The organism is Parageobacillus sp. G301 (genome assembly GCF_030268025.1).
GTDB classification, from domain to species: Bacteria; Bacillota; Bacilli; order Bacillales; family Anoxybacillaceae; genus Parageobacillus_B; species Parageobacillus_B toebii.
Map to the genome: position 1 here is coordinate 713,995 of NZ_BSDB01000001.1, position 16,027 is coordinate 730,021.

The 16,027-nt window shown below is 38.6% G+C and carries 12 protein-coding genes; 4 read left to right on the forward strand and 8 right to left on the reverse strand.

The genetic code is table 11. The annotated features are described in order from the left end of the window. Nucleotides 1-194: 194 nt before the first annotated feature. On the reverse strand, nucleotides 195-2,093 hold the full coding sequence (shc, locus tag QSJ37_RS03735; RefSeq protein WP_285754748.1) for a squalene--hopene cyclase: 1,899 nt from the start codon (nucleotides 2,091-2,093) through the stop codon (nucleotides 195-197). Nucleotides 2,094-2,208: 115 nt separating this feature from the next. Here shc and QSJ37_RS03740 point away from each other — a divergent pair, with 115 nt between their 5' ends. From QSJ37_RS03740 to QSJ37_RS03750, 3 genes are all read left to right on the forward strand, one after another. Continuing rightward, nucleotides 2,209-3,339 (forward strand): DUF2515 domain-containing protein, encoded by a 1,131-nt coding sequence (locus QSJ37_RS03740; protein WP_285754749.1) that lies wholly within the window; start codon nucleotides 2,209-2,211, stop codon nucleotides 3,337-3,339. Next, nucleotides 3,266-3,724 carry a CBO0543 family protein gene (locus QSJ37_RS03745; RefSeq protein ID WP_285753819.1) on the forward strand — a complete coding sequence of 153 codons (459 nt, stop codon included), beginning with the start codon at nucleotides 3,266-3,268 and terminating at the stop codon, nucleotides 3,722-3,724. Before QSJ37_RS03740 ends, QSJ37_RS03745 begins: the two co-directional genes overlap by 74 nt. Before the next feature lie 241 nt (nucleotides 3,725-3,965). After that, complete coding sequence (locus QSJ37_RS03750) at nucleotides 3,966-4,493, forward strand: YceI family protein (RefSeq protein WP_285753822.1); 528 nt, start codon at nucleotides 3,966-3,968, stop codon at nucleotides 4,491-4,493. Nucleotides 4,494-4,646: 153 nt separating this feature from the next. Here QSJ37_RS03750 and QSJ37_RS03755 read toward each other — a convergent pair whose 3' ends face one another. From QSJ37_RS03755 to QSJ37_RS03780, 6 genes are all read right to left on the reverse strand, one after another. Continuing rightward, complete coding sequence (locus QSJ37_RS03755; protein ID WP_285753823.1) at nucleotides 4,647-5,657, reverse strand: zinc-dependent alcohol dehydrogenase family protein; 1,011 nt, start codon at nucleotides 5,655-5,657, stop codon at nucleotides 4,647-4,649. A 43-nt stretch (nucleotides 5,658-5,700) separates the two neighbouring features. Further along, entirely contained in the window at nucleotides 5,701-8,208 is a 2,508-nt protein-coding gene (locus tag QSJ37_RS03760; RefSeq protein ID WP_285753825.1) for a beta-mannosidase, read from the reverse strand. 114 nt (nucleotides 8,209-8,322) lie between these two features. Then, nucleotides 8,323-9,153 (reverse strand): carbohydrate ABC transporter permease, encoded by an 831-nt coding sequence (locus QSJ37_RS03765; RefSeq protein WP_285753827.1) that lies wholly within the window; start codon nucleotides 9,151-9,153, stop codon nucleotides 8,323-8,325. Further along, complete coding sequence (locus QSJ37_RS03770; RefSeq protein ID WP_285753829.1) at nucleotides 9,140-10,018, reverse strand: carbohydrate ABC transporter permease; 879 nt, start codon at nucleotides 10,016-10,018, stop codon at nucleotides 9,140-9,142. Before QSJ37_RS03770 ends, QSJ37_RS03765 begins: the two co-directional genes overlap by 14 nt. Continuing rightward, on the reverse strand, nucleotides 10,019-11,353 hold the full coding sequence (locus QSJ37_RS03775; RefSeq protein ID WP_285753831.1) for an extracellular solute-binding protein: 1,335 nt from the start codon (nucleotides 11,351-11,353) through the stop codon (nucleotides 10,019-10,021). Between the two features lie 27 nt (nucleotides 11,354-11,380). Beyond that, a complete protein-coding gene (locus QSJ37_RS03780; protein ID WP_483313576.1) occupies nucleotides 11,381-12,478 on the reverse strand; it encodes a BtaManbiosPhlase in 1,098 nt (365 codons plus the stop codon). A gap of 851 nt (nucleotides 12,479-13,329) precedes the next feature. On the opposite strand from QSJ37_RS03780, the gene QSJ37_RS03785 reads away from it, so the two are divergent. Beyond that, the gene (locus QSJ37_RS03785; protein ID WP_285753835.1) at nucleotides 13,330-14,349 is read left to right on the forward strand and encodes a substrate-binding domain-containing protein; all 1,020 of its coding nucleotides are present in this window, start codon (nucleotides 13,330-13,332) and stop codon (nucleotides 14,347-14,349) included. A gap of 341 nt (nucleotides 14,350-14,690) precedes the next feature. Here QSJ37_RS03785 and QSJ37_RS03790 read toward each other — a convergent pair whose 3' ends face one another. Next, a complete protein-coding gene (locus QSJ37_RS03790) occupies nucleotides 14,691-16,022 on the reverse strand; it encodes a radical SAM/SPASM domain-containing protein (protein ID WP_285753837.1) in 1,332 nt (443 codons plus the stop codon). Between the last annotated feature and the right edge of the window lie 5 nt (nucleotides 16,023-16,027).

Here is a 16,027-nt window from a genome sequence, read left to right on the forward strand (position 1 = left end):
TCCCATTAAATCAATCATACCATCATCTTAAAAATAATAAAAAAGGATTGGCAGCGATATGTTTCATTGATATCAATTAACATTCAACAACAAAAAGCGAAATGCACGTGTTTATGATCCATTTCGCTTTTCTTTCGAATCATCATTTCGCAATGCAGCGAAAAGAAAAGAGAAGAATGGGTATGGATATAAATTCACACATAGAAATTTTCAAATTTCTTTTGATAATGACTTAATGTTAGTAAAGGAAATACGTACTGGTAACTGTGATAATGAATATAAAACCCTCCTGCCATTCCTTGCCCTGTTGGATAAGAAGTTGTCCAGTCTTTCCTTTCAGCAGATCGGAGAATAAATTGGATTCCAGCTTGAATTTCCGGTATCGGTTCATCAAAGATAGCAATGAGTGCATCCAATGCCCAAGATGTATGTATTAACGTACTTACTCCTAACGGAACATACGTTTTCTCGATATCACTTTTACACGATTCTCCCCATCCACCATCGTTGTTTTGGATTTTTAACAGCCATTTCACCGCTTTTTGAATGGCCGGATGTTTCGGGGTGACTCCCACCGAAATCATTCCCGTAACGGCAGCCCACGTTCCATATATATAGCAAATACCCCATCTGCCGTACCAAGACCCGTTTTTCTCCTGATGATTTACTAGCCACTTTACTCCGCGTTGAATAGTTGGATGGTGTTTAGACAAATTAGTAAATTTACCAAAAAACTCCAAAGTTCTTCCTGTTAAATCTGCGGCAGATGGATCTGTCAGTATAAACTCAGCCCCTTGAATCGGAATATGGCGTAAAATGCGCTTATTGACATTCTTTTCAAATGCCGCGTAACCTCCATCATCATTTTGCATAGAAAGCAGCCAATTTAGCCCTCTATCCCATGCCTGACGGAATAAAGGTTCTTTTATAGCAAATTTATGAATCGCTCTTAAAGAAGCGGTTGTGTCATCGACATCGGGATTGATTGTATTCATGTTGGAAAATCCCCATCCTCCCGGCAAGCTGTACGGATTGCGAACTGCCCAATCGCCATATCGATCATGCTGCCGTAAAAGGAGAAAGCGGTTTGCTTTTTCAATGACGGGATCTGTAGAGGGGACTCCCGTTTCTTGTAAAGCATAGCTCACTAAGGAAGTGTTCCAAACGGTTGCAGTGGTATATTGCATGTGAGGGTAGCCATTAATTCGGCAAGCAAAAGACTTTAATCCGTCAACCGCTTTTATAATGATGGGATGGTTTTTTGGATATCCAAGCGATAATAAAGCAAAAATCATAAGGAAAGTAGAACTAAAATAACTATATAATGTTCCGTCTGGTTCTATACGGTTTAACATATATTGTTTGGCATGATGAATGGCCGCAGAGTGAATATATTGCGATAAACCAATGAAACTTTTGAGTCCCTGCTTTATATAAGAAAAAAAAGGCCGATCTGTTTGCAGCCATCTCCAATAATCATCGTCTTTACATCTTGAAACAAATAAATCGGAAAGATCTGGACTTCTTCTCGTTTTGGTACGATATTTGTTGTCAGCCAGAATGAGAATCGGTGTAAGATTTGCCCTTCCATAGACGGAGAAATCCCAAAAGTTGATAGGAAACGAAAGCGGCAAAAGAATGATTTCAACAGGGATAGGAAAAAATTTTGGCCATGGATATTGCCCTGTTAAAGAAAGCATAAATTTCGCAAACATATGCACACGTTCTATCCCACCCATTTCCAAAATCTTCCGTTTTGCAACTTGCATGTTTTTATCGCTTTTCTTGCGATATCCCGAATAAAGAAGCGCATAATATGCTTCAACCGTTGCCGTTAAATTTCCTTCACCTTCATCATAGAAGAGTTTCCATGCTCCGTTACTTTGCTGCTTGCTTTCGATTCTTTCCACTAACGCTTTGATTAAGTCTTCATCATTTATTTCCAACGTACGTAATAAGATGATCATATAAGCATCTGTTGAAATGCCGGTTTCAAAAGGGTAACGCCATGATCCATCCGGAGATTGCTCATTTTTCAATTTATTCACAATTCGGTTGATTTCGTTTTGGATGCTAAACCTCACGCTCGCCATTCCTTTCATTTAAAAAATGAGCACTTACCTAATACTTATTCACATATATGGAAAACGATTCATTAAGGGAGTGGTAGGCATTTTTTGGCTAATAAAGAAAAAGAAAAAAGTGGTTATGCCTCCATTTCTTCATGAAATAAATGAGGAGTTAAAGAGAAAGTGCAAAGGCTACAATATAGAAGCAATGAAACAATCCGATTTAACCAAAGAGGAAAAAAATCTAACCCAACAAATACTCGCTCAAACAAAAATGAAGAATGAAAACAATGTCACAAGAACAAAAGCGTACTTTGATTTTTACCGGCGTCATCCCAAAATTCACTGGGCGCTTTTGGGGCATATGGTATCAAGAAATGGCGGCTGGAATATGACCGACTTAAAAGGAGAGATGCTATCCAATTTGTTAACCGAACAAGAACAGCAGTCTTTCTTTTCCTTTTTAGAGCGCGGAAATTGGCTTATTTTTCAGGATGTATATCCGCAATTTTTACTTTATGAAGAAAGCTTGAAAAGAAAAAGACCGCTTTTTTACCTTCTTCCTGTTTTTCATGTATCCACATTTATGGAAACCATCTGGAACCACTTTTGGAAATATGGCGATCCTTATATACTTGCCATTGCTCTTGTAATTAATGAACAAAGCTATTTAGAAAAACGAGTCATACAAAATCCTCTTTTTCAAGAGAAAGTATTTCATACCATTGAGTTTAAGCTTCAAGATCTTCTCTCTTTAAATCATATTCTTTTTCCTTACTATGACGAACATGAGAAGCGCAGGATAGGACTGATCGGACAGACGCTGCATCATTTTGGTTCGCTTCATGAACGCATATTGTTAGGAAAGAGGTTATATTCCTTGCTTTTTCATAAAAAAGATATGTTAGCTAAGGTGGTGCGATGGGCCGCTTCTTGCTCTCATACTGGATCACGCAAAGATTACTGGCCTCACCTATTTAATGACGTTTATGAATCGGTGCCAGGGCGCCCCTATAGACGCCGCATCAAAAATTGTCAAATACAACAAGGAGTCCCCCGAATATATAGTCCAAGATTAGAGTACGCATGGAAAAACGTTACACATGAAGAAGCAGACATAGGTGATTGGTTCAATGACTGGACGGTTACCGATTACTTCAACAAACAAGAGGAAGAGATAAATGGAGAGATTGTCAATGAATATTGTGAAACACTCGAAAAAATCGAACTTGCGGTCATCGCGAAAAAAGCTATTTTCCATTCAAAGTAAACAACATATTTCTGCTTATATTTCTACTGCCTTATTTGCCTCATGGATTGGAACTTATTTGGATCTTTATTTTACAGGAAAACAATGGTATATATTTCTGGAAATACCATATCCGGATATCTTCACCATTAACATTTTGTTTACACTGATCATACTGCCAATCCTAACCACTCTGTTTCTTTATCTTATGGAAAAAATGCAAGCTTGGAAAAAAGTCGTTTTCATCGTCACAGCTAGCCTCGTGATGGCGCTTGGCGAAAATCTGGCAGAAGCAATCGGGTGGTTTACTCACAGTAATCAGTGGGAACATATTTATTCCTTTTTTGGGTATTTGCTTTTTATGATCATCGTTTGGAAGTTCTATCGATGGATGAGTTCCATCTAGATCGTTGAACATTATGAACCAGGAGAATGAATCTCCTTCCATTGATTTGAGATTGCTGCCAATGTTTCTTTTCAATTTCTAAGCACCTGCGGCATTCTTCATAATCAAATCACGCACGCTTTCCTTTTGCCTTTAAAGAATGAGCCAATCATTCTCCATGTTTAAATTTAAATAAAAATATTTGAATTCAAAATATTTTTCGGTTATGATTATATCAAAACAAAAGGAGGAAAAAGGAACCATGACAAATTTTCAATTAGACAAAATTCATAGTTCCATATCTTTTCAAGTAAAACATATGATGATTGCTAAGGCAAAAGGAGAGTTCAACGAATTTGATATTGAAGTGGAAGGCGACGTCAATCAGCTGGAATCTTCCAAAGTGAAAGTGACCATCCAAGCAGCTTCCATTGATACAAAAAACGAAGACAGAGACAACCACCTTCGCTCAGCCGACTTTTTCGATGTAGAACATTATCCAACCATCACGTTTATCAGCGATTCTGTTAAAAAGGTTTCAGATGATGAATATGAAGTAACAGGTCAATTAACGATTAAAGATGTTACAAAAACAGAGACGTTCAAAGTCGAATTTAACGGACAATCCAAAAATCCGATAACCGGAAGCATCGTAGCCGGCTTTGACGTAGAAGGAAAAATTAATCGCGAAGATTATGGCTTAACATGGAACGCGGCCCTTGAAACAGGAGGATTTCTTATCGGAAAAGAAGTAAAAATATTCGGAAGTTTTGAGTTTGTTGTCAGCTGATCTCTTCATGCCAAGCGCCCTTAGCTTTTCAGTCAAGCTAAGGGCGCTTATTTCTTCACTATGGATGCCACATAAATCAGAAAGATATATCAAATCACGGGAATTTACACCATAGTTTTTAAAAGAGAAAGGGGATTGGCAATGCTTATTCCCCTATTCAAACTTCAATATCCCTTTTGTTACTTTTAATTCTCCATATTTCGGCATAATCTTCGGAATGTCTTGCAAAGTAAAATAATGGCTAATTAAAGGTTGTACTTTCACTTTTCCTTTTTCAATCAAGGAAATGGCCATTGGATGAGTGTTCGGGTTAATAAACGAACCGCGAATCACTAGTTCTTTCGAAAACACCTCATAAGGCGAGACTTGAATCTTTACATGCGGGGAAGATACGCCAAAAAGCAAAATTTGCCCGCCTTTCTTAGCTAGCGCAACCGCTTGCTCCATTGTTTCCTGGCGGCCGACGCACTCAATGACAATATCAACACCGCCCGCAATCGTTTGCTTCAGATCTTTTTTCAGCGGATTAATCACGAAATCAGCTTGAAAATCAAGCAATGTTTGATGCTTGCTTTCATCTGGTTCACTCACGATAACTGGGGATGCCCCATACATTTTGACAAGCTGAAGCATGATTTGACCAATAAATCCGCCCCCAATAATACACACGGAAGCGCCTGGCCATATTTTTATTTGCTCAATCCCATGGATGACACAACCTAACGGCTCTACAAGCGCTCCTTCTTCATACGTTAAAGAGTCAGGCAATAAGTAACAGTTTTCTGCCGGGACTGTAACATATTCAGCCATTCCGCCATCGCGAGTGACCCCAATCGCTTCGAGATGGTCACATAAATGCCGGCGGCCTTGCCGGCAATACTCGCAAATTCCGCAATAAATGTTAGGGTCAATCGTCACACGGTCTCCTGGCTTTAAAAATGGAACACGATCTCCAACTGCGGCTACCTCACCTGATAATTCATGTCCCAATACAATCGGAGTGACCACATCCGCTGAACCTGGATGTCCATGAAAAATATGTTGGTCTGTTCCACAAATGCCGCACGCTTTTACTTTCACTAAAACTTCTCCAGAAGCCGGAATCGGAACTTCTTTTTCTTGTATTTCGATTTTCCCCTTTTTTAATAAAACCGCCGCTTTCATGATTTTCCCTCCATCATACTTTTTTAGATAAAAAATCATCCGATCAAGCACTTCCGTTGATGGCTGATACGCTTAAACCGTCTAAAGAAATGGTCTTGCCATCTAAATGTCTAATCTTGATGATCTTTCGCTCCGATGGAAGTAAGTCAAAGAAATTATCAGAAAAAATAATCTTTTCTGCTGGAAGTTCCAGTTTAACAAAACGCGCAAAACAATCCGTCCGAATTTCTACTTCTTGTTTTTCCGGCATCACTTTTACTTGCAATTTCGCCTTAGGCAGCTGAAGATCCTTATGATTTCTTAGGTAATAATAGTTTTCCTCTGCTTTTTTATTCAACGATTTTAAGCGGACGACAACTTGTTCAGCAGGATTGCCTTGTAAAACCTCCGCTTCTGTTAAGGAAGCAATTTGAACCGAAGCATTTCCTTTCACATGGATCAAAAATTCTTTCGAATACACTAACTCGCCATTAAATCGAAACACTTCGAATACCAGCGTATCTTTCACATCTTCTAATCGGTCATTCACAACCCATAGATGTAAATCATCGCCAGGGTCATGTTCAAGCGTATATAAAAGAGGGGCATTAAATTTTTTACTATAATAATATGAAGCCTTTGGCAACAAGTAATAATCGATCATCGACCAACTCGTGCCAGGCCAGCAATCATTCAATTGCCAGATTAAAGCTCCGCTTGTTTGCGGTTTATTGCGGCGGTAATGTTCCATTCCATACTTTAAACCTTCCGCCTGCGTAAGCATCGAATAATTCACGTATTCCTCAACATTTTTGGGAATGCCGGTATACCCTTCCATTAATAAGAGCCCTTTTTCATGATGAAAATCTTTATTGCGATATGCCAATTCATCGCTGCCCCAAGAAAAAGTTCCGTCAGGCAGATTTTTTTCCAGCGTATAACGATTGGCAGATGCATGTATGCCAAACTCGCTGCAAAACCGGGTGCGATCTTTTTTATAATTTCGAAAAGAAAGCCCCTCCACACTGATGTTCTGTCCTAAATTCTCCCCGAATTTTCGAGGTTCTACATTCCCGTGCCAAACTTGCCAATTATGGCGGTCGCCTTCCTCTTGTGAGTTGTGATCATTGCCGCCATATGGCGAACTTGGCCAATATGGACGGGAAGGATCTAATTCTTCCAGTAGTTCAGGAATTAACTCATGATATATTTTTTCCCCATAAAAAGGAGTGTGAATTTTTCCAGCAGCATGCTCCACTTCATACAACCAATCGTTTTCGTTATTTCCGCACCATAAAGCGATGCAAGGATGATTACGAAGCCGCTTAATCACCGAAATCACTTCTTCGCGGACGTTTTCCATATAATCGCGGTTGTAATCCGGGTATAACGCACAGGCAAACATAAAGTCCTGCCAAACTAAAATCCCTTGGCGATTGCATTCCTGATAGAAAAAGTCTTTTTCATAAATCCCACCACCCCATACACGCAGCATATTCATATTTGCTTCTTTCGCAAGCTGAATAAGATGACGATAGCGTGATTCCGGTACAGATCCTAAAAAGCTGTCAATAGGAATCCAGTTCGCTCCTTTCGCAAATATCTCTACACCATTTAAAACAAAGGTAAACCGCGGATTCCCTTTGCGATCTCTTTTCATTACTTCCACCGTACGAATCCCAATTTCTGTTTGATATGTGTCTAGAACTTCACCTTCACATTTTAAAATGACAGATAGCTGATAAAGATTCGGTTCTCCTAAATCATGCGTCCACCAAAGGTTTGGATTGTCGATGTTGAAAGTGAGTGTTGCTCGATTTTGATCAATATTTACGGTTTGGAAAAATTGTTGTTCTCGATCTTTTAACGTCACTTCCGCCTGTAAACTTTTTCCCTTAACAAAGTTTTTGGTGTAAATATCGATTTGAACAACGGCCCGAGAATCTTTCAAGTCAAGTGTTCTTGCGTAAACACTTTCGATTTTGGCAATTTTTCTTTTTTCTAAACGCACCTCTTTCCAAATTCCTACCGTTAGAATTTGCGGACCCCAGTCCCAGCCAAAATGATATTGAGCCTTGCGCGCCCATATGCGATCTTTTCCAAATCCAGCCCAATAATTTTTCTCTTTCTCCTTTAACTGATAGGAAACGGGATTAAATTTCACTGCCAAAACATTTCTTCCATCCACTATTTCTCTAGTAACATCAAAAGTATGAGAAATGAACATATTTTCCGTAGTCCCTAATTCCACTCCGTTTAAATAAACAGTCGCAAAGGTATCTAAGCCTTCAAAAATCAACTCTAACCGTTCATCTTTGTCTAGATTGTTTTTATCAAATGTAAATTCCGTACGATACCACCAAACCTTTTCTTCCACCCATTTCGATTTCAAATCATTGTAGCCGAAAAAGGGATCATCAATCAATTTCTTTTCTAGCAAAATCGAATGTACATCTCCTGGCACCTTTGCTGGTATCCAAAAGTGATCAATATAGTTTGGATCTGCAATCGTTAAATCCCTTACCTGTCCTACATCAAAATGCTGTATCTTCCAATTTTTATTGATCAACATTCTTCATTCCTCCTTCCTGTAAAGAAAAAGAGACCAAACCTTGTTTCATATCGTTCACAGGCGGTCTCTATAAAAAACTTTTTTCGGCATCAGTTATATTTTTCCAACAAACCATCACTTCAATACAAACTGCATTCCCTCTTTAAAGTTTTTGCTAAAGATAATGAATAGGACGAGAATTGGCAATGTCAGTAATACCGAAGCCGCATACATCGGTCCTGGAAACGCTCCATATGGACCAAACATTTGAGCGAGCAATACGTTTAACGTTAACATATTTTCACTGTTAACCACCAGCATATCCCATAAAAGTTCTACCCATCTTTCCATAAAAAGGAATAGGAATATAATGGTTGTAATCGACTTAGACATTGGCAAGACAATTCTAGCAATAATGGTTAATTGTCCTGCTCCATCCATTTTGGCAGCTTCAATTAATTCATCAGGTATACTGCGGAAAAAGTTAGTGTACATAAATATCGCCCACAAATTAACGGCCTTTGGCAAAATCATAGCCCAATAGGTGTCGTACATCCCAAAGTAGCGGATGATTAAAAAAAGTGGAATTAATAGGATAACCGCTGGATAAAACATTTGAAACAAAATAATATTGTTGATCAAACGGCTGCCTTTAAACTTTAATTTAGCTAAAGCGTATCCTACTAGGATCGCTGTCACCATCATTAGCAAAGTGGAAGATAAAGTCACAACAAAGCTGTTAAAAAAGGCTCGGAGCCACGGTCTAGGAACAACATCATCCCCACCAGTAAATAACCACTCATATGAACGCAAGGTCAACTTAGTTGGAATCATTTTACGGTCCACTTGATCCCATGGGGCCAGAGAACTTAAGACCATATATAAATAAGGAAACACCATGATGATAAGGATAACAAAAGCCAAAATATACAACAGCGTGGTCTTTAATTTCTTACTCCCAACCATGTCTGGCACCCCACTTTTCCAAAAGCTTTCGAAACACTAGAATAGAAACGAATGTGACAACAGAGTTTATGATTGCTATTGCCGTTCCATATCCTGCATTTAATCTTTCAAATGCCTGGTTATAAATTTCTAACTGCCATGTATGCGTGGAATAATCTGGTCCTCCACCAGTTAATACATATGGTTCAGTAAAAATCCCAAACATTAGACCTACTGCTAAAATGGTGACGGTATAAAACGCTGGATGCAACATCGGTATGGTGACGTACCAAAATCTTTTCCAACCAACAGCACCATCCATTTCGGCTGCTTCATAGATTTCTTTAGGTATACTTTCTAAACCTGATAAAAACAGCAGCGCATAATAGCCCACAAATTTCCACGCCATCATAAGGGCAATGATTAGTGGCGCTAAAATTGGAGAACCTAACCAATCAATATCTAAACCTAAATGCTTACGAAAAAAAACGTTTAATGGACTGTTATAAGATAACACCCCATTGACAACAATGGAAGAAGCCACTCCTGATGCCAAGTAAGGTAGGAAATATCCTACAGCAAACAACCCTTTAAGTCTAGGCAAAGAATGAACAATTAAAGCTAAAAGGAGTGAACCCGCAATAACGATGGGAACAAACATGAGCATAAATTTATAAGTTACCAAAAATGCGGCCCGTACGCTTTTGCTAAAAAAAGCTTCGATAAAATTTTGAAATCCGACCATTTCATAATCAGGAGCAATGATGTTCCAATTTGTAAAAGCTAAATAAACAGCCCATAGCAAAGGAAACAGAAAGAATATGAGTGTATAGATAAGGTAGGGGCTGGCAAAAAGCCACCCCAACCATGTTGTCTTTTTATTCATTTACTTTAACACCCCGTTAACAGCCTTTTTCATATCTTTCCAAGCTGTTTCAGGATCTTTTTGGCCTTTGACAACAGGATTTAAGGCCTCTTTACCAATCAATTCTTGAATTTCTACCGTTTTTTCGTTATCAACAGGTGGGATTGCGTTTGGAATGTTTTCCGCGTACTGTTTTAATTGAGGGTTTTCTTCAAGATAGGATGCAAAAGCTTCATTAGTTGATAAATCATCACGTGCAGGTGGCAAGTTTGTTTGTTTGAACCAAGCTAAATCATTTTTCGCATCTGAAAATACCCATTTAATAAAGTCAAAGGCTGCTTGTTGTTGTTCTTTGCTTGCAGAAGCATAGATGACAAGACCTTTTGTATCTGCAAATGTTTTAGAATTTGCTGGATCTACGCCGTCAGGCACAGGCGGCAACGATAATACATAAGTTTCATTAAACTTCATTTCCGGGAATTTCTCAGCCCAGTATGGGAATGTCCATGGCCCAAGATCCACCATAATGGATGTACCTGTTTCAAACGGGTCAGTCGCTTCTCGAGTCAAAAGCAATTTATTCTTGCTTAAATCATTAAAGAATTGGAGTGTTTTTACACCGGCTTCGTCATCCGCAATAAATTTGTTTCCTTTAATAAAGTTATTTCCATTCGACGCTGCATTGTACAACATAAAGAAGTCAAACCATCTTGCCCACCATGTCGGTTTTACTAAATCAGCTCTCGCCCAAAGAAACTTATCAGGATATTTTTCTTTCAATTTCTTTCCAACTTCAATGACTTCACTATATGTTTTTGGCGGTGCATCGTATCCAAGTTCTTTTAGAATATCGATTCTCCAACCAAACAACATGGCATTAGAATAAATCGGCAAAACATATTGATGGTTATCTGCAAACTTCCAGCTTGAAATGGTTTTCTTCATTTGACGTTTATCAATTAACTCATCAAAACCTTCAAATTCATCCAATGGCACAATAGCGCGGCTCGCCGCTAACTGAGCTGCAAAACCGCGGGAAATGTTTTCAGAGACCGCAGGCGCTTTCCCTGATGCAATCGCTGATTGAATCCCTGCTTCAGAAGTAGGGCTTTCCGGCATTGGCGTAACCTTAATTTTAACGTTTTTATTTTCTTTCATATAAGCCTCGGCCATCTTTTTCCAGAAAGCTTGTTGTGTAGGGTTTGGCGCAGCCCAGAACTCAAATTGAACAACTTTGCCAGCTTCATCATCTTTTGCGTTTTTCTCTTGATTCCCATTTTGCCCTTGACAACCAGTAACAACAAGAACGGCTGCCAGCAATAAGGCGATGAGTTTCGCAAAACCTTTCTTTTTCATGTTTACTCCCTCCCACATTAATTTAATTTATAAATACTTTAATTTTGACATGATTTCCTGCAGACTAAGTTCCGCGCCGGCAATAGATTCATCTGCCGCGCCATAGTAGATTCTAACGGTATCTCCTTCTACAACTAAACCACAAGTAAAAACAACATTACCGAAGAAGCCGCTTTTTTCATAATCTTCCTCAGGCTCTAAAATAGGCTCTTCCGTTTTGGCCAGAATTTTGGCGGGGTTATTGAGATCCAAAAGAACGGCTCCCAAGCAGTAGCGATCATTTTTATCAGCAGCATGATAAATTTCTAACCAGCCTTTATCCGTTTTAAACGGAACAGCACCTCCGCCAATTCGCCCGCTTTCCCAACCCTTTTCACTAAGGCCTAACAAATATTGATGATTCCCCCAATAACGAAGATTATCTGATTCTGCAATCCAAATTTCAGGCTTGCCAACTCCTTTTGGCACAGGACGATGTAACGCATAGTATTTTCCATTAATTTTTTCAGGGAAAATTGCCACATCTTTATTTTCAGGAGGAAAAATTAAACCAAGGCGTTCGTAAGTCACAAAATCTTTTGTTGATATAAGTCCTACACCAATGCCTTCTGCTGATGCTGCACTATATTGAATATAATAAGTATCATCAATTTGAGTTACGCGCGGGTCTTCAACCCCCCATGCTTCACGTTTCGTTTCGGGATAAATAAAAGGTTTCTCATCAATGGTGAAGTTGCGTCCATCTTTGCTGCGTGCAATACGAATATAAGATATAGACGTAAGATACGCGACTCTTCGATTAGAATCGTTGTAAAAAATGACTCGCGGATCAGAAAAATCAAATCTCGAATCATCTTTATGTAAATCAATAATTTTCAGCTTTCCTTCTCCTCTTGAAAAATCAATAACAGACGTTCTGACAATATTCGGATCTTCACTAATGGGACGTTCAGCTACACGAAGCAATAATAAAATTTCACCATTGTATTGAGCGACACCAGCGTTAAAAACTCCTATCACTTCATGATCTTGATGAAATGGTTTTACATCGCCAGGAGTAATTAACGGATTTTCCGGAAACCGCTTGACTTTCACAGTAAATCTCCTCCAACTTCTAATATGCATTCCATAATAATTCCCTCTTTTTTCACTAGAATAATGGAACGAAAGCTAATTACCTCATCAGTTACTTAGAAAAGATTGCGGCTTTATCTTTTTAATGTATTTCCAATAATGTCGGAAAACTCTGATTAGATGTACATCCCAGCGAAAACATTTTAAGATTATTTATGTAAAAACCAAATATATTTGTAACGTTACATATCATTTTTAATTATCAATTTGTAATCTTTACAAGTAAATTATTCCATCTTTCATTTTTATAGTCAATAGATTTGTTAGGTTCATCATCACATTTATAATTTAGAAAAAAACGCTTACACCCCCCAGAAATAATGCTTGGATGTAATGCTTTGTAAGCGAAAGAAAAAATTCATCTGATGGGTATTTCCCTCCAGCTATCATAATCCTAGGATTGGGCAGGAATCATAGAAAATAGTGAAGAAGAATTTTTCATTAAAAACTTTTTCTCACATGTAAAAAGCTTATGTTAACCAAAAATTACATACATTATTTAATTTTTGTAACATTAAAAAAAGACCTTGATTTTCTATTTTTAAAATGAAAAAATAATGTAATGAAATTTGCCCCTCTACTGAATAAAAAGGACTTTACCTAAAAAATTCAACAAGTCCATTATCATTCCAATTCTGTTCATTTCATATTACAATATTAATTGTCACTCTTCCCCAGATTTTATGGCATTATCAATCACAGTATTTCAAAGTACCTTCTTTTCCTTTTTCATTAGATTTTATACAATTGTAATCATGCCAACTTATTCATATGACTTGTTTTTGTGATACAAATGTTTGATATTTTAATGCTTTCCTAAAAATGAATAATGGGTGTGGAATATGAAAAAGAAAGTAACAATGCAAGATATTGCCGATCGATTAAATATATCAAAAAACTCGGTATCCCAAGCTTTAAGAGGAAAAGAAGGGGTGAGCGAAGAAACTCGCGAGCGAATTAAACGTGTGGCCGAAGAAATGGGGTATCAATATCCAGGAGCGCGCAAGAAAAAGAAACAAGGAAGAACGGGGAACATCGGATTAATCGCTTCGGATTTAACATTTTCCTTAAAAAATTTTTTTGGCGAAATTTACTTGAGCATCGAAAAAGAAGTCGTAAAACGAGGCATGAACTTACACATCCAATCGGTTAATCAAGAACAAAAAGAACAGCTTATTTTGCCTTCATTTATCGAAAATAAGATGGTAGACGGAATCTTAATTCTTTCTCACATCAGTACGGAATACATTAATAAAGTGATTTCAACTGGCATTCCAACCATTCTTGTTGACCATCATCATCCTAATATCCACGCGGATGCCGTATTAACGAATAATCGCTTTGGCGCTTACTTGGCCGTACAGCATTTAATTGAATTAAATCATCGCGACATTGCTTTTGTCGGCAATGTGGAATATTCTCCTAGCTATGAAGAACGCTATGAAGGATATTTGCTCGCATTGCGGGAATATGGCATTGAACCAAATGAAGAGTTTATTTTCAAAAATGCGGAAGAAAAAGAAGAATTGATACTTCAGTACATTAAGCAATTAGAGCGGCAACCGACTGCTTGGTTTTGTGTCAATGATGCATTAGGATTTTTAGTCAACTCATGCTTAAGGCAGCAAGGCATTCAAGTTCCCGATCAAGCATCCATATGCAGTTACGGTAATGGTCAATTATCGAAAATCTCTACACCGAAAACAACGACGGTTGACATTGACTTGGAACTTTACGGGAAAAGAGCGGTCGAACTGCTTTTCTGGAGAATGGAAAACAAAAATGAACCGTTCCAAGAAATCCTGCTCTCCTCTAAACTAATTAAAAGGGAATCAACCGCCTTCGCACCAAAGCGATCTTGAGGTTTGCTCCAAACAATGATGAAGGGGCTGATCCCAAACTATGGGACTCAGCCCCTCCTTCATTTTATCGGCAAAAGACAGGTTACACGCACATCTTTCGAGGAATCGGCAATTTGGCAAACCGATTTGAAGGCAAAATCGGCAAGTGATAGAAAACTTGTTTAATACATTATTTTAAGTTGCCCGGAACAGATTTAGAAAGTCTCCCCGAGTTAGACGCTGCGACTGGAGATACAGCTGGACGTAAAATCCGCATACCAATCACCTCCTCCCATTGTTGGTGTTACGCTACTCTAAGCCGAACATCATCTGTTTTGTATCGCCAAATCATCGCAACACCGTTACTTTATTTTAGATTGTTGGGCATGAATTAAGCGCAATACTTTTTTAATTTTTCGTTTTTCATAAGGACAAGGACGCTTTCCTTTACGTATGCGATACAATGGACAATGATTTCCTTGACATGCGGGGCGAAAAAAACAAGCTTGGCAATGTTCGTCTTGTTCTTCTCCCGAAGTGACCCATAAGGCTAATTTATCGAAATCGACTTCCATTGTTCCATCGGCATGAAGCCAGCCAACATGGTTATATTCCTCATGAAGGAAACAAGTACATTTATACACTTGGCCGTTGGCGCCAATGACAAACGAATGCGGCTTAGCCGCATAACAAACCGCCCCGCTTGGCATTAACATCGACTCAATGATCGAACTCATATTTAGCCCACGATGAATGCCAAATTCCGTAAACTCCCATATTTTCGTTTCCGCTGTACGATGATCGCATATCGGTAAATTTTCATCGTTCGCTCCGCCCCATTTTCCAACAGGACGGCAGAAAATTTGAAAGCGCGAGTCTCCAGCAAAATAACCAGCTAACTCTTCTAAAAAACGCGGAATGTGTGAAAGATTATCTTCATCGAAATTAATACGGATGTAAATTTCAAAAGAATCATCTAATGTTTGTATATCGAGCAAATGGCTTATGATCGTCTCGTATGTAGCTCCTCGATTCGTAAGAGCCCGACGCGAATCATGCACGTCTTTGCTTCCGTCAAGTGTCACCATAAAGCGGTTCACTTTATATTTCAACAAATTTTGAAATGTTTTTTTAGATAAAAAATAGCCGTTCGTCGACATTTCCGCTTGGTAGGTTACGCCATGACGATCGGCCCATTGTACGATCGTTTCGCTTAATTCTTCGATGATGTTATACGCTAATAACGGTTCTCCACCAAACCAGCTGACAGTAAGATGTTCCAGTTTAGGAATTTTATTTTTTAAAAAATGCTTTAACCCGTTGATAACATCGCGGCTCATGTTTCCGCTCAAAAAATCTTGATAACAGTATGTACAGCGAAAATTACATGCCTCTGTAGGAAGTACGATAAGATGCATCGTATCCGTTCGATGTAAAGTTTGGTGCAAAAATTGGGCACGCTTTTCCTCGTTTGTTTGCTCTGAGACAAGAAACCCGCACTCGGCAAGCGTTTTTTCGATAGGCGATAAATCATGATCAATGCCGCTCCGTTTTAATGCTTGCAACACGGCTTTTTTCTCTTCCTCTGCCACAACGCCGATCGCCCCTGTATAACTATTGTAAAGAATGAGTTCACCGCTTTCTGTTTGTGAAATCGCATTAAATCGAGATGGAAACCATTTCATGTTACTCATCGTCC